This is a genomic window from Mesorhizobium sp. CAU 1732 (assembly GCF_039888675.1).
GTDB lineage: Bacteria > Pseudomonadota > Alphaproteobacteria > Rhizobiales > Rhizobiaceae > Aerobium.
Window position 1 is genome coordinate 2,043,604 of record NZ_JBDQQR010000001.1, and the last position, 20,494, is coordinate 2,064,097.

Consider the following 20,494-nt stretch of genomic DNA (forward strand, 5'->3'; position numbering starts at 1 on the left):
TGCACCATAGGTATGAAGCCGGGCGGGGCAAGTCAACAAGTCGGCATGGCCGGCGTTAGGTGCGGGATTTGGCAACGAGCTTTGATGGGATCGGCTTCGGCTATCGGCCGCGCGCGCCCTATGCATGCGACCCGGCGGCGTCGCGCGGGCGCTTCTATGACGAGGCGGAAAGCCCGACCCGCACGCCGTTCCAGCGCGACCGCGACCGCATCATCCACTCCACGGCCTTTCGCAGGCTGAAGCACAAGACTCAGGTCTTCATCGCGCATGAGGGCGATCACTACCGCACGCGGCTGACGCACTCGATCGAGGTTGCGCAGATCGCCCGCGCGCTGGCGCGCGCGCTTCGGGTGGACGAGGACCTGGCCGAGGCGATCGCGCTGGTACACGATTTCGGCCACACGCCGTTCGGCCATACGGGCGAAGACGCGCTGAATGCGATGATGGCGCCGTGGGGCGGGTTCGATCACAACGCCCAATCGCTGCGCATCGTGACGCGGGTCGAGCGGCGCTATGCAGAGTTCGACGGCCTCAACCTGACATGGGAAACGCTGGAAGGCCTGGTCAAGCACAACGGTCCGCTGACCGATGCGGACGGGCAGCCGCTCAAGGGCGAACTGCCGCAGACCATCATCAATTTCAACGAGCTGTTCGACCTCGAACTCGGGCGGTATGCGTCGGTCGAGGCGCAGGCTGCCGCGATCGCCGACGACATCGCCTACAACACGCATGACATCGATGACGGGCTGCGGGCCGGTCTGCTGACGCTCGACATGCTCGAGCCGCTCGCGCTGCCCGGCGGAATCCTGCGTCAGGTGCGCGAAAAGTACCCGACGCTGGATCTGGTTCGCACCGGTCACGAGCTGATGCGTCGGCAGATCACGGCAATGGTAGAGGACGTGATCGCGACGGCGCAGGCCAATCTCACGCAGATCGCACCGCGATCGCCAGCCGACATTCATGCGGCAGGCCGCGCGGTCGTCACCTTCTCGCCCGTCATGGCGGCTCAGGAGAAGGAATTGAAGGCGTTTCTCTACGCCAACCTCTACCGCCATCCGAACGTCATGGCCGTGAGGGCGAATGCGGACCGGATCGTGCAGGACCTTTTCGGCCATTACTTCGCCAATCCGCGTGACATGCCGGAGGGGTGGCGCGAGGGTCTGGATCGCGCCGAAGACCGGGTCAAGGCGCGCGACGTTGCCGACTTCATCGCCGGCATGACCGACACCTACGCGATCAAGGAACACCGCCGTCTGTTTGACCGGACTCCCGATTTGGGCTAGGCGGAGCGCGACTTCGTGGCCCGCTAGCGCCTCTTTTTCCGCATCACGACCGAGTTTGATCCATGAATATTTTCGCGCAGTTCGCGTCGCGCATCGTCAAGGCAGTCGAAACCCTTGAACTGACTCCGCAATCGGGCGGTGCGCTCGACCTGTCGCGCATCACGGTCGAGCCACCGCGCGATGCCAGCCATGGCGATCTGGCGACCAATGCGGCGATGGTTCTTGCGAAGGCGGTAGGCGAAAACCCGCGCGCGCTGGCGGAACGGCTGGCGGTGGTCCTGCGCAACGACGCCGATGTGTCCGCCGTCGAAGTGGCGGGTCCGGGCTTCGTCAATCTGCGTCTGGCGGACGGTTTCTGGCAGGCAAGGCTGGGCGATATGCTCGACGCCGCCAGGGATTACGGCCGCTCCACGCTGGGCGCCGGCAAGAAGGTCAACGTCGAATATGTGTCGGCCAACCCCACGGGCCCGATGCATGTCGGCCATTGCCGGGGGGCGGTCGTGGGCGACGCGCTCGCCAACATCATGGCGTTCGCCGGCTACGACGTGACCAAGGAATACTACATCAACGACGCAGGCTCGCAGATCGACGTCCTGGCGAAGTCGGTCATGCTCCGCTACCGCGAGGCGCTTGGCGAGCCGATCGCCGAGATTCCGGCGGGCCTGTATCCGGGCGACTATCTCGTACCCGTCGGCAAGGCGCTCGCGGACGAGTTTGGCGCGAGGCTGAACCGGATGCCTGAAGACGAGGCGCTGGCGCTCGTCAAGGAACGCACGATCGACGCCATGATGGCGATGATCCGCGAGGACCTCGCAGCGCTCAACGTCCATCATGATGTCTTTTTCTCGGAACGGACCCTGCATGCCGACAACGCATCCGCGATCCGCTCCGCCATCAACGATCTGACACTCAAGGGGCATGTCTACAAGGGCAAGCTGCCGCCGCCCAAGGGCGAGAAGTCGGACGACTGGGAAGACCGCGAGCAGACGCTGTTCCGTTCGACCGATGTCGGGGACGACATGGACCGGCCGCTCGTCAAATCCGACGGTGCCTACACCTACTTCGCCGCCGATGTCGCCTACATGAAGGACAAGTACGCGCGCGGCTTTGAGGAGATGATTTTCATCCTCGGCGCCGACCACGGCGGCTACGTGAAGCGCATGGAAGCGCTCGGCAAGGCGATTTCCGGCGGGAAGGTCGAGGTGACGATCCTGCTTTGCAATCTCGTGAAACTGTTCCGGGATGGCGAACCCGTCCGCATGTCGAAGCGGGCAGGGGAGTTCGTCACCTTGCGCGACGTGGTCGACGAGGTTGGCCGCGACCCGATCCGCTTCATGATGTTGTATCGCAAGAGCACCGAGCCGCTCGACTTCGACTTCGCCAAGGTGACCGAGCAGTCGAAGGACAACCCGGTCTTCTACGTGCAGTACGCCTCGGCGCGGTGCCACTCGGTCTTCCGGCAGGCCAAGGAGCAGCTTGGAGAGAACTGGATCGAGCGCGAGACGATGAAGGCGGCCGCCGTGCGGCTGACCGACGAGGGCGAGCTTTCGGTCATTCGCAAGCTGGCCGAGTATCCGCGCCTGCTTGAAAGTGCAGCCCAGTCGATGGAGCCGCACCGCCTTGCGTTCTACCTCTATGACCTTGCTCAGACCTTCCACGCGCACTGGAATCGCGGCACCGATAACCCGGACTTACGTTTTGTTAAGGTTAACGATCCAGAGTCCACCCATGCCAGGCTGGGTCTGGTGCAGGCCGTGGCGGATGTTTTGGCATCCGGTCTGGCGCTGATCGGAGCGGATGCCCCGTCCGAAATGCGCTAGGTTCTCAATACGTTCTGACACCTTTTACCCACATTGCGCTGGTAAGGGCCAACCCTAAGTGACGTCGCCGGCGTCCGACCCAGTATGAGTGCGGGAAAAAGCATGGCAGACAGCAACAACACCCGACGCGTAGAATTCGCAGACAACGATCCGTTCGCGGAACTGACGCGTATCATGGGCCACGATCCCCGGGCGAAAGAGCCCGAGGCGACCGTTTCCGACGATTCGGCTTTCGACATCGACCTCGAAAAGGAGTTGATGGGCGAGCTGGATTTTTCCGATTTCGACGCGGAGTCAGCCGCAGCCGAGCCTGCGGCGACGCAGGCCGAAGCGTGGCAGCCTGCCGCGTCCTGGGCACCTGAAGAGCGTGCGCCCGTAGCGGGTGAAAACACCTCCGCCGACGAGGCATTCGCCGCCTATGATGCGAGCGCCGTCGACTATGACGACGACACGCAGGCTTTCGGCGACGAGGGTGATGCGCTCGGCGCGTTGGAGGCGGAACTCGGCTTCCAGATGGAAGACGCGCTTGCGCTTGACGATGTGATTGGCGACATGGAGCAGGCGAGCGTAGACGATCGCGCCGATGCCGGCCGTGGCTATGATGCGTCGCCTGTATCGTTCGAAACGGCTCCGGTTCAGGACGCGCCTTCGGCAATAGAGCCTGACCTGTCGCTGGATGACGATTTCGGCGGTGAACTCGATCGCGAGTTGTCCGCCCTTGGCGATGTCGAGGAAGCGACGGCCTCCGATGGAGATCAGACGCCGCTGACAGCAACAGTCCCGGACTGGACACGCAGCGAGGACCAGCCTGCGTCCGAAGCAGCCGACGAATTCGATCTGGCCGATCTCGACATCGAACTCGACGCGATCGGCGACGATGCCACCGCGGAGCCGGCAGACATGGCGCCTGCGCTCGACGCGCAGCCCGAGTCGGTCGCTGCCGTCCCCGATTGGAGCGACGAGCCTGAAGCGTTCGACGCGCCGGTGGACGGGTTCGACGGCGAGGACGAGATCGTGTCCTACGAAGCCGAACCCGAAGTCGAGCCGGAACCTGTGGTGTATTCGGCAGCACCCGCCGAACTCAGCCTCGAAGACGAACTGGCCGCTCTCCTGTCCGATGAGCCGCCCGCGTCTGTTCCCGTCGCCGCTGCGCCAGTGGTTGCCGCTGCTGCACCTGCCATTGCCGCCGCCGCGCATCAGTCCGACCCTTCGGAGGAGAACTGGCATCCCGCAGTGAACACGTTTGGCCGCGCGAACTTTTCGCGTTCGCCGGTTCACGAGATGCCGACGCCTCCCGTCGAGAACGCGATGCCGGAGCCGGAAACGGCGTTTTCGGACGACGATTTCGACCTCGGCGACGATGATTTCGATCTCGCTGACGACACGCCGGAACTGACGCCCGTATACGTCGCGCCTGCCGCTGCGGATACGCCTGCACCGGCATCTTCAGTGAGCTATTCGGCACCGGCTGCTGCACCCGTCGCCCCGGTCTCCATGCTCGACGAAGCCGATTTCGCGGACATTTTCGGCGACGAGGCGGATTTCGAAACGACGGTCGAAGAAACCCCGAGCTACGCTCCTGCGCCGGCCTACACGCCCGGTCCTTCGACGTCCTATGCGTCGCCCACCGCGCGAGCAGTGCCGGCCGATGATGTCGAGAAATCCGCGCGTGCCGGTATCGATGCGCTGGCATCGTGGCGCCCGGAACAGGCGGCTGCCGTTGCAGCGGCTCCGGTTGCGGCCGCTGTCGGCATGTCCGCCTTCTCGGCAGCCAGGAGCCGTGGTCCGGAAGCGCCCGATGTCGAGACCGTCGACGTGTCCGAGGCGGCTTTCGCCATGCAGGACGACCTCGATATCCCGGATCTCGACTATGGGGCGTCGGACGCGACCCCTCGCTTGTACGACGACCTCGAAGGCGAGATCGCGCAGGCGTTCGGCGACGTCTCCTTCGACGATCAGGACACGGCTGCGTCCGCGCCCTTGCCGTCCGCCGAATGGGCCACCCCGATGACTGCATCGGCGGCGAGCGCCACCCAGTCGTCCGGCCCGGCTATGCCCGCTGCGACGGATTACGAGCAGGCGGCTCAGGCCTATCCGCTTGGCGAAGGCCAGTGGCAGGCGGGGGACGCGTTCGATGACGGCTTCGACTACGAAACCGATCTCGAGCAGGCTGTCTCGATGGCAGACTATGACGAGGTCGAGGAACGCAAGCCGGAACCGCGCAACCGTGGGCTCCTGATCGGGGCGATCGTCGCGGGTGTGGTCGTCGTCGGCGGTATCGGCGCGATCGGCATGTCGTTCATGGGCGGCGGTTCGGATTCGCCTGCCGTGGTGCGCGCCGACACCGAACCGATGAAGGTGCGCCCTGAAAACCCAGGTGGCGCGACGGTCCCGAACCAGAACAACGAAGTCTATCAGCGTGTCGGCGGCGGCACTGCCGCCGCACCGGAGCAGGAAAGCCTGATCACGACCGCCGAAGAGCCGGTCGACGTCAATGCGCAGTCCGAACCGGCCTTGCCGCCCGGCATCGTCGGCGGGGGTGAAGATATCGCCGCCCTGAGCGACGGCGAAGGCTTTGATGCGGACGAGCCAGCCGGCGCGCTCGCGCCCGCAGCAGGTGCCGACCAGGCTGGTGCCAAGGCAGAGGATCGCATCGTTCCGACACCCGAGGCCGAAGGCGTTGGGGCATCGAACGATCTCGTTGCGGTCGCTCCACGCCGCGTTCGCACGATGGTCGTGCGCCCCGACGGCACGATGGTTCCGCGCGAAGAGCCGGCGGCTGCCGCTACGCCCGGCGCACCCGTCGAGAATGTGATGTCCGCCGAGCCGATCGCAACGCCGTCGCTTGCGCCGGCTGGTTCCGGGCCGCTTGCTGCTCCGGCTGTCGCCGGTGCCGATATCGCGACGCCTGACAGCGTTGGCGTCGTCCCGTCGCAGCGTTCAGAGCCGCAGGTCGCAGCCGCTCCGGTTCGCGCCGATCCGCCTGCCGCACAGCAGCCGGCGACGCAGACACCGCCCGCGACGCCCGTTTCGGCGCCAGCCGCAGCGGCACCTGCCGCGGCAGCCACGAGCGAATGGTCCATGCAGATCGCCTCGCAGCCGACCGCAGAAGGCGCGCAGACGACCTATCAGGATCTGGCACGCCGCTACGGTGGCGTTCTCGAGGGCCGAGGCGTGAACATCGTTCGCGCCGACATCGAGGGGAGGGGCACCTATTACCGCGTGCGCATCCCCGCCTCGAACCGCGACGAAGCCATCCAGCTTTGCACGCGCTACAAGTCGGCCGGCGGAAGCTGCTTCGTTTCACGCTGATCCGATCGCACGTAACAACGAAGCCGCCGCGCACATGCGTGGCGGCTTCTTGCATGTGGGCAAGGTGCACGAACACAAGGTTCCCGCTATGATTCACGCCATGAGCGAATCAAAATCCATCATCCTCGGTGCGGCCGGTACGACGCTCTCGTCTGACGAGATCGCCTTCTTCCGCGACGAACGGCCCTGGGGCTTCATCCTCTTTGCGCGCAACATTGCCGATACCGCACAGGTGCTCGATCTTGTCGGCGCGATGCGCGACTGTGTCGGGCGGCCGGATGCACCGGTGTTCATCGATCAGGAGGGGGGCCGCGTCCAGCGCTTCCGCAAACCACTCGCGCCTGATTATCCTCCGGCATCCGCGCTCGGCGCGCTCTACGGCCACGACCGCGATGCCGGTCTGCGCGCCGCTTGGCTCATGTCGCGGCTGCACGCATTCGACCTCCTGAAGTACGGCGTCAACGCCGACTGCCTGCCCGTGCTGGATGTGCCGGTGGAAGGGGCGCACGACGTGATCGGCAACCGCGCCTACGGCAAGAACCCTGCCATCGTATCGGCCATGGGCCGGGCGGCGATGGACGGTCTCGTCGCCGGCGGTGTGCTGCCGGTCATCAAGCATATCCCGGGTCACGGCCGCGCCTTTGCCGACAGCCACCACAATCTGCCGGTGGTCCATGCCTCAGTCGAGGAACTGCGCGCGCACGACTTCCCGCCCTTCGCCGCATTGGCCGACGCTCCGATGGCGATGACGGCGCACGTGGTCTACACCGCCCTCGATGCGGATCGTCCGGCGACCACGTCGCCGACGATCGTCGCGGACATCATCCGTGGCGAACTCGGCTTCGACGGGCTCCTGATGAGCGACGACGTCTCGATGAAGGCGCTTTCTGGGGATTTCGGCGCGAGAACCGACGCAATCCTTGCAGCCGGCTGCGATGTGGTTCTTCACTGCAACGGCGTCATGGACGAGATGCGCGCGGTTGCCGCCCGCACCTCCATCCTTGAAGGTGAAGCGCTTCGCAGGGCCGATCGCGCACTGGAAGGCCTTGGTGCGCGGGATGACGCCGACGAGGCGACGATCCGCACGGAATTCGCAAGCATGTTCGAGGCAGTGGCATAGGACGGTAGATTGGGCGACACCAGCGAGCAGAGACCGGCGAAGGCGATCCCCTTCGAGAAGCTCTGGGCCGACAATGACGAGAGCCGCGGCGTTTCGGAGCCCGCGCTTGTCGTCGATGTCGCCGGCTTTGAGGGTCCGCTCGACCTGTTGCTGCATCTGGCGCGCAATCAGAAGGTCGATCTGGCGAAGATCTCGGTCCTCGCCCTTGTCGAACAGTACATCACCTTCGTCGACCACGCCCGGACGCTGCGCCTGGAGCTTGCCGCCGATTATCTGGTGATGGCCGCGTGGCTGGCGTTCCTCAAGTCCAAGCTTCTGATTCCCAAGCAGCCCGGTGACGAGGGCGAAAGCGGCGAGGAACTGGCGGCGATCCTGCAATTCCGGCTGAAGCGGCTTGAGGCGATGCGTGACGCCGCGGCGCGCCTCGTCAACCGAAACCGTCTGGGCCGCGACGTCTTCGCGCGCGGCATGCCCGAAACGGTCATCATCGACAAGCGCAATGAATACAATGCGTCGCTTTACGATCTGCTGACAGCCTATGCGTCGCAGCGCCAGCGTCAGGCGATCACCAACGTCATGATCGCCAAGCGAGGCGTGTGGTCGCTCAAGCAGGCGCGCGAAATCCTGACGCGCCTTGTCGGCGACATGCGTGACTGGACGGCACTCGACGGTTTCCTGATCCGCTACATGACGACGCCCGAAGAGCGCGCGACCGCGATTGCGAGTTCGTTCGCCGCCAGCCTCGAAATGGTCCGCGAAGGCGCCATCGAAGTCAGGCAGGACGGCGCCTTCGCGCCGCTCTTTATGCGTGCGCGACGGCCGGGGCCCGCAGTGCCGCAGACGGAGGCCGTGTGATGAAGGAAAACGGCGCGACCATCATCCCCTTTGCCCTCGACGCGGAAGACGAGGGTAACGAAGCGGGCGTGGAACTCGCCGAAGCCGTTCGCATGGCAGAGGCGATCGTCTTCGCATCGGCCGAACCCGTGTCGGCGAAGGCGTTGGCGGCACGGCTGCCGGACGGCACGGACGTACGTGCCGTCATGGCCCGGCTTCACGGGCTCTACGAGCATCGCGGCGTCAATCTCGTGACGATCGGCGACGGCTGGGCCTTCCGCACGGCCGGCGATCTGGCGTTCCTGATGAGCCGCGACGCGGTGCAGCAGAAGAAGCTGTCGCGCGCCGCACTCGAGGTGCTTGCCATCATCGCCTACCACCAGCCGGTCACGCGCGCCGAAATCGAGGAGATCAGGGGCGTCGAGACCTCCAAGGGCACGATCGACACGCTCATGGAGACGGGCTGGGTGAGGATGCGGGGACGGCGGCGCACGCCGGGCCGGCCGGTCACCTATGGCACGACGGACGCGTTCCTCGATCATTTCGGGCTCGAGGAAATCCGCGACCTGCCGGGCATCGACGAATTGAAGGGGGCCGGCCTGCTGTCGTCGCGCATGCCGTCCAATTTCGCGATTCCACAGCCGCCGTCCGATCCCGACCTTCTGTCTGACGACGAGGACCCGCTGACCGATCTCGATCTGGAAGAGCTTGGATTGCTGACGCCGCGCATCACCGACGATTGATGTGTCGTCGCCTGAAAAGGTTGCCCATCCTTGCTCTCAAGGGGTAAGGGTGCGTCACGACACACAGACGCGGATCGGGGCACCATGGCAGGAAAGGCGGCAGCTTCGCGCGTAACCGCCGGCGTTTCGTTCGCCGCTCGATTGGCTTTTGATCGCATCAGCCATCAGTTCTCCCCGACCGCGCCGACATTGCACGACGTATCGCTTGCTGCCGAACCCGGCGAGGTGTTGTGCCTGCTCGGACCATCGGGCTCGGGCAAGACGACGCTTTTGCGTATCGCGGCCGGCATCGAAGCGCAGACGCGGGGCAGGGTTCTCCTCAATGATCGCGAAATCGCGGGCCCGGACATCTTCCTGCCGCCCGAAAAGCGCTCGATCGGCCTCGTCTTCCAGGATTTCGCGCTGTTCCCGCATCTGACCATCCTGGACAATGTGCGGTTTGGCCTGACCGCTCTTTCCGGGACGGACGCGAAGAAGGAGGCGATGATCTCGCTCGCGCGCGTCGGCCTCGAGGATTACGCGCAATCCTACCCGCATATTCTCTCGGGCGGCGAGCAGCAGCGCGTTGCGCTGGCGCGCGCGATCGCACCGCGACCGGCCGTGCTGTTGATGGATGAACCGTTCTCGGGCCTCGATTCCAGGCTGAAGGATTCGGTGCGGGCCGAGACGCTGGCGATCCTGCGCCAGAGCCGTGCAACCGCCATAGTCGTGACGCATGATGCGGAAGAGGCAATGCGCATGGGCGATCGGATCGCGCTTCTGAAGGACGGCCGGCTGGTTCAGCTCGGCACGGCGGAAGAGCTCTACAACCGCCCGACAAGTCTTTTCGGCGCGGGATTCTTTTCGGAACTGAATATTTTCGAAGCCCGCACGTTGAACGGTAGAGTGGACACGCCGCTCGGCACGTTTGCCTCGCCCGGCGTCGCGGACGGTTCCGCGGTATCGGTCGCGGTTCGGCTCTCGGCCTTCGATGTGTCGGAAACGCAGGGAGAAACGCCTGCTCGGGTGGTGTCGCGGCGCTTTCTCGGCGTCGTGGAATTGCTCGAATTTGCCGTTCCCGGCGCCGACCGACCTGTTCGGGCACGCATAAGGTGCGGCGCTTTGTCCGCATCAGTGCGTGAAATCTGGCTTACGGTCAGGAAATCTGATGTGCTTGTGTTTGAAAGAACGAGCGAAAGCGCATAAATCATTCCAAGGGTCGCAAAGCGGCTGCTTGGGGAAACATTCGAAAGAGAGTGAACTATGGGTACCTTCTCTATCTGGCACTGGCTCATCGTTCTGGTCGTCGTGCTGCTTCTGTTCGGCCGCGGCAAGATTCCGGAGCTGATGGGCGACATGGCCAAGGGCATCAAGAGCTTCAAGAAGGGCATGTCCGACGAGGACGAGGCCAAGACCGTCGAACATCGTGATGACGAGACGATCGTCACCCCGAAGGAAAAGGTCGGAAAGACCACCTCTTAAGGCCTCTGGCGCGTACGCAGGTTTCCGCGTCGGGATTGAAAAGCGATGTTTGATATCGGTTGGTCCGAGATGCTCGTGATCGCGGTCGTTATGATCGTGGTCGTGGGCCCTAAAGAATTGCCGGGGATGCTCCGCACCTTCGGCAAGACGACTGCGAAGTTGCGCGCAATGGCGGGCGACTTCCGCAAGCAGGTCGACGAGGCGCTCAAGGAAGCGGAACTCGACGATCTGAAGAAGATGGCCGACGAAGCCCGCAAGCTCAATCCTGCCAACGAGATCCGCAAGGCGATGTCTCCGATGGAGCAGGCCGCCAAGGACGTTCGGGCCGGGCTCGATACGGCGATGAACCCGACCAAGCCCGCGCCGACGACGCCACCCGCTTCAACCGAGGCGATCGCGGTCGAGCCGTTGAAGCCGGGTGCGGCTACCATTCCGGGTGAGACGGCTGCGCCTAAGTCGACGCCGGTCCCATCCGCCGCCAAGGCGAATGGCGCGACGCCCCCTGCGGCCAAGACGGCATCACCGAAGGCGGCCAAGCCAGCCGCCGCCAAAGCTGCTGCGAAAGCGCCGGCCGCCAAAGCACCGGTCGCAAAGACGGTTTCAAAGCCCAAGGCTGCGCCGAAGGCGGCCGCCAAACCCAAGACCGGCGGAAAAGCATCGTGAGCACCGACGACGATCTCGACAAGTCATCCGCCCCGCTGATCGAGCATCTCATAGAGCTGCGCACGCGACTCATATGGGCGCTCGGCGGCTTCTTCGTCGCGTTCCTGATCTGCTTCTTCTTCGCAAAACCGCTGTTCAACATGCTGGTCCAGCCCTTCCAGTGGGCGACCGCATGGGCCGGGCTCGACGCGAGCAAGGTCGATCTGATCTACACCGCGCCGCAGGAGTTCTTCTTCACGCAGATCAAGCTGGGTATGTTCGGCGGCATCATACTCGCCTTCCCGCTGATCGCGACGCAGGTCTACAAATTCGTCGCGCCGGGGCTCTACAAGAACGAGCGCTCCGCCTTCCTGCCGTTCCTCATCGCGTCGCCGGTGCTGTTCCTTTTGGGAGCCGCGCTGGTCTACTTCTTCTTCACACCGATGGTGATGTGGTTCTTCCTGTCGATGCAGCAGATCGGCCCCGATCAGGAAATCCAGATTTCGCTTCTGCCGCGCGTGTCCGAGTATCTCGGCCTGATCATGACGCTCATCCTGGCGTTCGGGCTGGTGTTCCAGTTGCCGGTCGTCACGACGCTGATGGCGCGGGTCGGGCTCGTCTCGGCGCAAGGCCTCGCCGACAAGCGCAAATGGGCGATCGTCATCGCGTTCGTCGTTGCGGCCGTCCTGACGCCTCCCGATCCGGTCAGCCAGATCGGTTTGGCGCTTCCGACGATCCTGCTCTACGAGATATCGATCTGGCTTGCCCGGCGTATCGAGGCGACCCGCGAGCGAGAGCAACGCGCCAAGGAAGCCAAGGAAGCCGCCGAAGAGGCGAATGAAGCCGCCGAGGCCGCCAAGCAGCAGGTCAATCCGGCCGAGTAGGCTGGGACACGCAGGCACCTTGCTTGGTGCTTGCGTCCGCGCCGATTGCGGGCTAACCCCTCTGCGCCTTTGCGGCTCAAGAGGACGATCCCAGCCATGCTCGACATTCGATGGATACGCGAAAACCCCGAGGCTCTCGCCGCAGCGCTGGTCAAGCGCGGGCAGTCGCCGGAGTCCGCGCAATCGGCTGTCGACGGGATCATCGAGAAGGATGAGGCACGACGCGGCCATCTCGTATCGCTGCAGGAAAAGCAGGAACGCCGCAACGCCGCATCCAAGGAGATCGGCAATGCGATGCGCTCCGGCGATTCCGCGCGGGCCGAGGAATTGAAGGCCGAAGTCGCGGGCATCAAGGAGTTCATCCAGTCGGGCGAGGCTGCCGAGCGCGAGCTTGACAAGGCGCTGGCCGACGCGCTCGCCGTCCTGCCCAATCTGCCGTTCGACGACGTTCCGGTCGGCAAGGACGAGAGCGACAATGTCGAGGTTCGCCGTGTCGGCGAGCCGAAGCGCCAGAATTCCGCGAAAGAGCATTACGAGCTCGGCGAAGCCCTCGGCATGATGGATTTCGAGCGTGCGGCGAAGCTGTCGGGCTCGCGCTTCACTGTGCTGTCGGGGCAACTCGCCCGTCTCGAACGCGCGCTCGGCCAGTTTATGCTCGACCTGCATACGAGCGAGCACGGATACACCGAAGTCCAGCCGCCGCTGCTGGTTCGCGACGAGGTTCTGTTCGGCACCAATCAGTTGCCGAAATTCGAGGAAGACCTCTTCTTCGTGAAGCACGGGGAGGGCCGTCTGGGCCTCATCCCCACTGCCGAGGTCTCGCTCACCAACCTCGTTCGGGAAGAGATCGTCGCGACCGACCGTCTGCCGCTGCGCTACACGGCGCTGACGCCCTGCTTCCGCTCGGAAGCGGGTTCTGCCGGTCGCGACACGCGCGGCATGCTGCGTCAGCACCAGTTCTACAAGGTCGAGATGGTGTCGATCACCGACGCTGACTCCTCCGTTGCGGAGCATGAGCGGATGACGCAATGCGCGGAAGCCGTGCTGAAGCGGCTGGAACTGCCGTTCCGCACCGTGGTCCTGTGCAGCGGCGACATGGGTTTTGGCGCGCGCAAGACCTACGACATCGAGGTCTGGTTGCCCGGGCAGAACGCCTATCGCGAGATTTCGTCCTGCTCCGTCTGCGGCGACTTCCAGGCGCGACGCATGAATGCGCGCTATCGCCCGGAAGGCGGCAAGGGCCCGGTCTTCCTGCACACGCTGAACGGCTCGGGCGTCGCGGTCGGCCGCGCGCTGATCGCCGTCATGGAAAATTACCAGAACGAGGACGGCTCGATCAGCATTCCGCAAGCTTTGCTGCCCTATATGGGAGGCATAACCAAGATCGAGGCGGCCTGATGCGCATATTGCTGACGAACGACGACGGAATTCACGCCGAGGGGCTGGCGGTTCTGGAGCGCATCGCGCGCCAGCTCGCCGATGAGGTCTGGGTCGTGGCGCCGGAAACGGACCAATCCGGTTTCGCGCATTCGCTATCCCTGTCCGAGCCGCTGCGCATGCGCAAGGTGCGCGACAAGCACTATGCCGTGCGCGGCACGCCGACCGATTGCGTCATCATGGGCGTGCGCAAGCTGATGCCCGAGCCGCCGGACCTGATCCTGTCTGGCGTCAACTCCGGATCGAACGTCGCCGACGACGTGACCTATTCGGGCACGATCGCAGGCGCGATGGAGGGCACGCTCCTCGGCATCCGCTCGATCGCGCTGAGCCAGGGCTATTCGGTGACCGAAGAAGGCCGCACCGTGAACTGGGAGACGACGGAGACCCACGCGCCGGCGCTTTTGCGCAAGCTGCTTGCGGTGTCGCTGCCGGAGAACGTGTTCCTGAACCTCAATTTTCCGAACTGCGGCCCCGATCAGGTCAAGGGCGTCTCGGTCACGAACCAGGGCAAGCTGGTGCATGGCCTGTGGCTCGACGAGCGGAAGGATGGGCGCGGATTCCCCTATTTCTGGCTGCGTTTCGGCCGCGAGCCGGGAGAGCTTCGCGACGGAACCGACATCGCCGCGATCAAGGCCGACCACATCTCGGTCACGCCGCTGCACATGGACCTGACGGCGCACGCCGTGAAGGACCAGATCGCCAAGGCGCTCGCATGACCATGGATGCGTCGGATCGCGAGAAGTTCGCCGCCTTCCTGCTGCGCATGCGCTCCATCGGCCTCGACAACCGCGACTTGATCGCCGCTATCGAGGCGACCCCACGCAGTGCCTTCGTGCCCGCCCAGTGGCGGTCGGAAGCCTGGTCGGACCGGATGGTGCCGATCGAATGCGGCGAGGCTATCGAGGGCATCGACCTTCAGATGCGTGTGCTTGCCGCACTGGCGATCGAGCCGGGCCAGCGTGTCCTCGAGGTCGGCACCGGTTCGGGCTATACCGCCGCCGTCATGGCGCGGCTTGCCGGCCGCGTGCTCACGCTCGATCGGTTCAAGACACTCGTCGAACTGGCCCGCCAGCGCAACGAGGCGCTGGGCATCACCAACGTCATCGTCCGGCAGGCCGACGGAACGCATGGCGCGCCCGCCGAAGGCCCGTTCGATCGTATCGTCGTGTGGGCCGCCTACGAGACGCTGCCGCGCGGATTCGTCGATCAATTGTCGTCCGGCGGCGTCATGGTCGCGCCGATCGGGCCGGCCGAAGGCGTTCAGGTGATGGAGAAGCTGACCAAGCTCGGCAGCCGTTTCGAGCGCGAGGCCGTTACGCAGGTGCGTTTGCAGCCGATCGCCAGCGCCGTCGCCGCCGCGATCTGAATTTTCTCACGCACTTTTCTCAAATATGCCGCATCGCTTAACTGACCAGTAACATTAACGCGCTTTAATCATGCCAGTCTTTGGTATCGGGTAATGCGGGTAGTGTGATGCGTCACGGAGTTTCAGGCAGTTACCAGCGCATGTTGGCGCGAGGCGCCGCGGTCCTCCTCATCGGTGGTCTTGCCGCCGGTTGCAGCTCCGATGTGATGCGCTTCGAGGAATCGATCCTGACAGGATCGGCTCGACCCGGCCAGCAGGTTGCCTCGGCCCAGCAGGCATATCCCGGCGATACGGCGCAGGTCGACCGGACCTATACGGGTTCGGTCGCGAGCAGCGGTCGCGGGGGCGGTATCCTCAATCGCGCAGGCATCAATCCACGGCCGCAAGGCGACGTTCAGGCCGGCGGCACGATGATGGCCGGGGCCGTGGGCCAAAACACCTATCCTCAGCAGCAGGTTTATGCGGCCGCGCCGCAGCCCGGCTACACACCACCCGTGACGAGCCAGGGCGTGACGTCGTCCACGCTGCCGCCAGTGGTCGCTTCGAATCAACTCCCGGCGCCTTCGGCCCCGCAGGCCAGAGCGGCGCGTGTGGAATCCGCGCAGCCCTTGCCGACCGGCCAGACCAACGTCGCCGGCGGTACGCTTGGCACGCTGCCGGCCAACAATATGCCGACACCCGGACAGGCGCCGGTGGAACGTGTGGCGGTTCTGCCTCAGCAGCCCAAGCTCAAGGAACAGCAGGGCACGCCAGCCGCTTCGACAGGGACCCAGACCGCGAACGCTTCAGGTGGCGGCGGATATACGGTGGTTTCGGGCGATACCCTCAATGGGATTGCGCGCAAGACCGGCGTCAGCGCTGCGGCCATCCGTCAGGCGAACGGGCTGGATAGCGGACTCATCCGCATCGGTCAGACGCTGACGATCCCTGCGGGCGGCAATGGCGCGGTCCAGGTCGCGGCTCAGCCGAAGCCGGATGCGACAACGACCGCGGCGGTGGCCGCTGCGAAGCCCCCGGCTACGGAGCCGAATGCGTATACGCCGCCCCAGAAGGCGGAGAAGGTGATCCAGCAGGCCTCGCTCGACACGTCTTCCGCGCCGGACGCCTCTGGTATCGGCAAGATGCGCTGGCCGGTCCGTGGTCGGGTGATCTCCGGCTATGGCGGGTCGTCGGGCAGTGGGCGCAACGACGGCATCGACATCGCCGTTCCCTCGGGCACCCCGATCAAGGCGGCCGAAAACGGCGTCGTGATCTATGCCGGTGACGGCCTGAAGGAGTTCGGCAACACCGTTCTCGTTCGCCACGAAAACGGCCTGGTGACGGTCTATGGCCATGCGAGTGAAATCAACGTGCAGCGCGGCCAGAAGGTTCGGCGCGGCGAGGATATCGCCAAGGCTGGCATGAGCGGTTCCGCCGACACGCCGAAGCTTCACTTCGAGGTGCGCAAGGATTCGACCCCGGTCGATCCCACCACCTTCCTGGAATAGACGTCTCAAACAACAAGAAGACGTTTGGCGGTCTGTTGTGTCTCCAGTCCGGATCGCCCATCTCGCCCGCCCTTTGGCGGGCGTTTTGTATCTCAGGCCTCGCGCAGCGCCTGACCCATCCGGCCAGCGAGATCCTGGACGAACTGGAACGCGACGCGGCCCGACCGGCTGCCGCGCGTCGTCGCCCATTCCAGCGCGTCGCGGCGCAACGCGTCGGCATCGACCGCCAAGTCGTGATACCGGACATAGCCGTCGATCATGTCGAGATACTCGTCCTGCGAGCATTTGTGAAAGCCGAGCCACAGGCCGAAGCGATCCGACAGCGAGACTTTCTCTTCGACGGCTTCGCTCGGATTGATCGCGGTCGAACGCTCGTTCTCGATCATGTCACGGGGCAGGAGATGGCGGCGATTCGACGTCGCGTAGAAGATGACATTGTCGGGCCGACCCTCGACACCCCCTTCCAATGCAGCCTTCAGCGACTTGTACGACGTGTCGTCATGATCGAACGACAGGTCGTCGCAGAAGAGCACAAAGCGGAATGGCGACGCCTTGAGGATCGTCATCAGGCGCGGCAGCGTGTCGATGTCCTCGCGGTGGATTTCAATCAGCTTGAGGGGGCGTTCGCCCGCCGGCTTGTCGCGGTTGATCGTCGCATGGACCGCCTTGACCAGCGACGACTTTCCCATGCCCCGCGCACCCCACAAAAGCGTGTTGTTGGCCGGGAGGCCGTCGGCGAAGCGCGTGGTGTTGTCGAGCAGGATGTCGCGCACGCGGTCGACGCCGCGTATGAGCCCGATATCGACGCGATTGACGCGGGACACCGGTTCCAGCGCGCCAAGCTCGGCAGACCAGACGAAACAATCCGCAGCATTGATGTCGGCTGCTGCGGGCTCGCGGGGCGCGAGACGCGAAACCGCCTCGATCAGGCGGTCAAGCTTCTGTTCGAGGGATTCTGACTGGAAATTGGTCATTCGGTAAGTCTTTCTGGTCCCTGACAGTCGATCAAACCCGCCTAACATGCGCGTGAAGCCGCGAAAAGCCGTGTTTCGGCGGTCTTGCGCGGTTGCATTGGCGCAGCGACCGACTATATTCCGGCCAGTTTTCCAAGGGGCCGGTTTGCCGGTCCCTTCGCACATTTCTCAGGAGATTTCGATGTTTGTTACCCCGGCTTATGCGCAGGCCTCGGGCGGCCTTGATCAGACGCTAATCAGCATTTTGCCGTTCGTCCTGATTTTCGTTATCATGTACTTCCTGATCATCCGGCCGCAGCGCACGCAGATGAAGAAGCGCGGCGAAATGCTTGCGGCGATCCGCAGGGGCGACACGGTCGTCACCGGCGGCGGTTTGGTCGGCAAGGTGACGAAGGTCATTGACGACAACGAGCTCGAAGTCGATCTCGGCGGCATGAAGGTTACCGCGCTGCGTGCAACCATCGCCGACGTGCGCGTGAAGGGCGAGCCTGTCGCCAACCAGAACGCCAAGAAGTAATCCATTGCCGGGCGGGGCACTTGTTTCCCGCCCTACTTGACGAGGTACAATGCTCTATTTCTCGCGCTGGAAGTCGATTGCTATCTGGTTGGTCGTCTTTGTCGCATTCATCGTGGCGGCTCCCAACCTTCTTTCCCAGTCGACGCTGGCTTCGCTGCCGAATTGGCTGCCGAAGAGTCAGATGACGCTCGGCCTCGACCTGCAGGGTGGTTCGCACATCCTGCTGCAGGTCGACCGCAACGATCTCATCAACGATCGGCTCGACACGGCGCGAGATGATGTTCGCATTGCATTGCGCGATGCACGTGTCGGTTATACCGGCCTTTCGAGTTCAAATCGCACGGTGCAGGTTCGCGTCCGCGACGAGGGCCAGATCGCTGCGGCTCGCACGGCTCTGAATGCGCTGACCCAGCCGGTTTCCTCAGGCCTGTTCGGAACGGGCTCTGTCGCGGAACTATCTATGGCAGAGCCAGAGACCGGTCTCTTCCGGTTCACGTTGACCGACGAGGGTATCGATTATCGTCTCGGCACTGCGGTCAGCCAGTCGGTCGAGGTCATCAACCGGCGTGTGAACGAGCTCGGCACGACCGAGCCGATCATCCAGCAGCAGGGCAATGACCGTGTTCTGGTGCAGGTGCCGGGCCTCGACGACCCCCAGCGCCTGAAGGACATTCTCGGCCAGACCGCCAAACTGACCTTCCAGATGGTCGACCAGACCATGCCCGCGCAGGAAGCCATTCAGGGCCGTCCACCCGCAGGCGCCACGGTCATGTATTCGACCGACGATCCTCCGGTCCCCTATGTCATCGAGAACAGGGTCATCGTTTCGGGTGAAAACCTGATCGATGCGCAGGCGACCTTCGACCAGCGCACCAGCGAACCCGTCGTCTCGTTCCGCTTCGACAATCAGGGCGCGACGCGTTTCGGCCAGACCACGCAGCAGAATGTCGGCCGCCTCTTTGCGATCATCCTCGACGATCAGGTGATCTCGGCGCCGCAGATCCGCGAGCCCATCCTCGGCGGCAGCGGCCAGATTTCGGGAAACTTCACCGCCCAGAGCGCGAACGACCTCGCGGTGCTGCTGCGGGCAGGTGCGCTCCCGGCCGACCTGACGATCGTCGAGGAACGCACGGTCGGCCCGAGCCTGGGTGCTGATTCGATCGAGGCCGGCACCTTCGCGACCATGATCGCGGCGGTTCTCGTGTTTGCCTTCATGCTTCTGGCGTACGGCAAACTCGGCGTTCTGGCGAGCATCGGGTTGGCTGCGAACATGATCATGATCATCGCGATCTTGACCGCACTCGGTGCGACGCTGACCCTTCCAGGCATCGCCGGTATCGCACTGACGCTCGGCATGGCGGTCGATTCTAACGTCATCATCTTCGAGCGCGTGCGCGAGGAACGTGCGCAAGGCAGGTCGCTAATCCAGTCGCTCGATTCGGGGTTCCAGCGTGCTCTGGCCGCCGTCGTCGACGCCAACGTCACGACGCTCATCGCGGCCATCATCCTTTTCTACATGGGGACGGGTCCGATCCGCGGCTTTGCCGTGACCCTTGCGATCGGTATTGTGACGACGGTTTTCACCGCCTTCACGCTGACGCGCTGGCTCATCTCGGTCTGGCTGCGCAGGTCGCGTCCGACCGAATTCCCGGCTGGACTGGTTCATTACCTGCCGCTCGATCCGAAGCTCAACATCATGCGCTGGCGCAACTGGGCATTCGCCCTGTCTGGTGGTGCAAGCCTTATCGTGGTCGGCGCGTTCTTCACCAACGAGATGAACTACGGCATCGATTTCCGTGGCGGCTCGATGGTCGAGGTCCAGGCGCGCGACGGGGCGGCCGATCCGGGCGACGTTCGCGCCCGATTGAGTGCGCTCAACGTGGGCGACGTTCAGGTTCAGGAGTTCGGGAACAACGAACTCATGATCCGCGTACAAGGCCAGGATGGCGGCGACAACGTCGAGCAATCCGTCGTATCGCTCGTGCAGGCGGAGTTGCAGGCGGACTATGATTTCCGCCGTATCGAGGTGGTGGGTCCGACAGTCTCATCCGAACTGGCGATAAACGGTGCGATCGGCGTGCTCGCGTCGCTGATCGCGATGCTGATCTACATATGGTTCCGGTTCGAATGGCAGTTCGGTGTCGGAGCGATCGTCTCGACGCTGCACGACGTCGTCATGATGATGGGTCTCTACATCATCCTTGGGCTCGAGTTCAATCTCGCCAGTATCGCGGCCATATTGACGGTGGTTGGTTATTCGATCAACGATACGGTCGTCATCTACGACCGCGTTCGGGAAAACCTTCGAAAATACAAGCGGATGGATGTCGTCGATCTTCTCAATCTGTCCTTGAGCCAGACGCTGTCGAGGACGTTCATGACCGGTCTCACCACGCTGTTCGCGCTTTCCGCGCTCTACATGTGGGGTGGTGAAGTCATCGCCGACTTTATGTTCGCGATCCTTATCGGAGTTCTGGTGGGCACATACTCGTCGGTTTTCATCGCCGGCCCGATGTTGATCCTTTTCAAGCTTCGCGCGGGGATATTCGACAGCGAGCAGGACAGGCTCGACGCGACGAAACGCGAAATGACTGCCAGAACCTGACGGTGT

At 64.0% G+C, this 20,494-nt stretch carries 17 protein-coding genes; 16 read left to right on the forward strand and 1 reads right to left on the reverse strand.

The genetic code is table 11. The features are described from left to right. Positions 1 to 68: 68 nt before the first annotated feature. From AAFN55_RS09955 to AAFN55_RS10020, 14 genes are all read left to right on the forward strand, one after another. Positions 69 to 1,283, forward strand: coding sequence for a deoxyguanosinetriphosphate triphosphohydrolase (locus tag AAFN55_RS09955; protein WP_347798687.1), 1,215 nt, complete (start codon positions 69 to 71; stop codon positions 1,281 to 1,283). Between the two features lie 62 nt (positions 1,284 to 1,345). Then, positions 1,346 to 3,103: an arginine--tRNA ligase gene (gene argS, locus AAFN55_RS09960; RefSeq protein ID WP_347798688.1), complete on the forward strand. Its 1,758-nt coding sequence runs from the start codon at positions 1,346 to 1,348 to the stop codon at positions 3,101 to 3,103. A 102-nt stretch (positions 3,104 to 3,205) separates the two neighbouring features. Then, positions 3,206 to 6,415, forward strand: coding sequence for an SPOR domain-containing protein (locus AAFN55_RS09965; protein ID WP_347798689.1), 3,210 nt, complete (start codon positions 3,206 to 3,208; stop codon positions 6,413 to 6,415). A 100-nt stretch (positions 6,416 to 6,515) separates the two neighbouring features. After that, entirely contained in the window at positions 6,516 to 7,535 is a 1,020-nt protein-coding gene (gene nagZ / locus AAFN55_RS09970; protein ID WP_347798690.1) for a beta-N-acetylhexosaminidase, read from the forward strand. A gap of 9 nt (positions 7,536 to 7,544) precedes the next feature. Further along, complete coding sequence (locus AAFN55_RS09975; RefSeq protein ID WP_347798691.1) at positions 7,545 to 8,390, forward strand: ScpA family protein; 846 nt, start codon at positions 7,545 to 7,547, stop codon at positions 8,388 to 8,390. Further along, entirely contained in the window at positions 8,390 to 9,112 is a 723-nt protein-coding gene (scpB, locus tag AAFN55_RS09980; protein ID WP_347798692.1) for an SMC-Scp complex subunit ScpB, read from the forward strand. The genes AAFN55_RS09975 and scpB overlap by 1 nt, the downstream gene beginning before the upstream one ends. Positions 9,113 to 9,196: 84 nt before the next feature. After that, the gene (locus AAFN55_RS09985; protein ID WP_347798693.1) at positions 9,197 to 10,297 is read left to right on the forward strand and encodes an ABC transporter ATP-binding protein; all 1,101 of its coding nucleotides are present in this window, start codon (positions 9,197 to 9,199) and stop codon (positions 10,295 to 10,297) included. A 57-nt stretch (positions 10,298 to 10,354) separates the two neighbouring features. Then, positions 10,355 to 10,573 (forward strand): twin-arginine translocase TatA/TatE family subunit, encoded by a 219-nt coding sequence (locus AAFN55_RS09990; protein ID WP_347798694.1) that lies wholly within the window; start codon positions 10,355 to 10,357, stop codon positions 10,571 to 10,573. A 45-nt stretch (positions 10,574 to 10,618) separates the two neighbouring features. Beyond that, entirely contained in the window at positions 10,619 to 11,236 is a 618-nt protein-coding gene (tatB, locus tag AAFN55_RS09995; protein ID WP_347798695.1) for a Sec-independent protein translocase protein TatB, read from the forward strand. Further along, entirely contained in the window at positions 11,233 to 12,099 is an 867-nt protein-coding gene (gene tatC, locus AAFN55_RS10000) for a twin-arginine translocase subunit TatC (protein ID WP_347798696.1), read from the forward strand. The genes tatB and tatC overlap by 4 nt, the downstream gene beginning before the upstream one ends. A 96-nt stretch (positions 12,100 to 12,195) precedes the next feature. Next, complete coding sequence (gene serS / locus AAFN55_RS10005) at positions 12,196 to 13,497, forward strand: serine--tRNA ligase (RefSeq protein ID WP_347798697.1); 1,302 nt, start codon at positions 12,196 to 12,198, stop codon at positions 13,495 to 13,497. Then, on the forward strand, positions 13,497 to 14,255 hold the full coding sequence (gene surE, locus AAFN55_RS10010; RefSeq protein ID WP_347798698.1) for a 5'/3'-nucleotidase SurE: 759 nt from the start codon (positions 13,497 to 13,499) through the stop codon (positions 14,253 to 14,255). The genes serS and surE overlap by 1 nt, the downstream gene beginning before the upstream one ends. Then, complete coding sequence (locus tag AAFN55_RS10015) at positions 14,252 to 14,905, forward strand: protein-L-isoaspartate(D-aspartate) O-methyltransferase (protein ID WP_347798699.1); 654 nt, start codon at positions 14,252 to 14,254, stop codon at positions 14,903 to 14,905. Before surE ends, AAFN55_RS10015 begins: the two co-directional genes overlap by 4 nt. A gap of 140 nt (positions 14,906 to 15,045) precedes the next feature. Next, positions 15,046 to 16,392: a peptidoglycan DD-metalloendopeptidase family protein gene (locus AAFN55_RS10020; RefSeq protein ID WP_347798700.1), complete on the forward strand. Its 1,347-nt coding sequence runs from the start codon at positions 15,046 to 15,048 to the stop codon at positions 16,390 to 16,392. 92 nt (positions 16,393 to 16,484) lie between these two features. Here AAFN55_RS10020 and AAFN55_RS10025 read toward each other — a convergent pair whose 3' ends face one another. Then, positions 16,485 to 17,366, reverse strand: coding sequence for an ATP-binding protein (locus AAFN55_RS10025; RefSeq protein WP_347798701.1), 882 nt, complete (start codon positions 17,364 to 17,366; stop codon positions 16,485 to 16,487). Between the two features lie 181 nt (positions 17,367 to 17,547). On the opposite strand from AAFN55_RS10025, the gene yajC reads away from it, so the two are divergent. Then, entirely contained in the window at positions 17,548 to 17,883 is a 336-nt protein-coding gene (gene yajC, locus AAFN55_RS10030) for a preprotein translocase subunit YajC (RefSeq protein ID WP_347798702.1), read from the forward strand. 49 nt (positions 17,884 to 17,932) lie between these two features. Then, a complete protein-coding gene (secDF, locus tag AAFN55_RS10035) occupies positions 17,933 to 20,488 on the forward strand; it encodes a protein translocase subunit SecDF (RefSeq protein ID WP_347798703.1) in 2,556 nt (851 codons plus the stop codon). Positions 20,489 to 20,494: the final 6 nt, after the last annotated feature.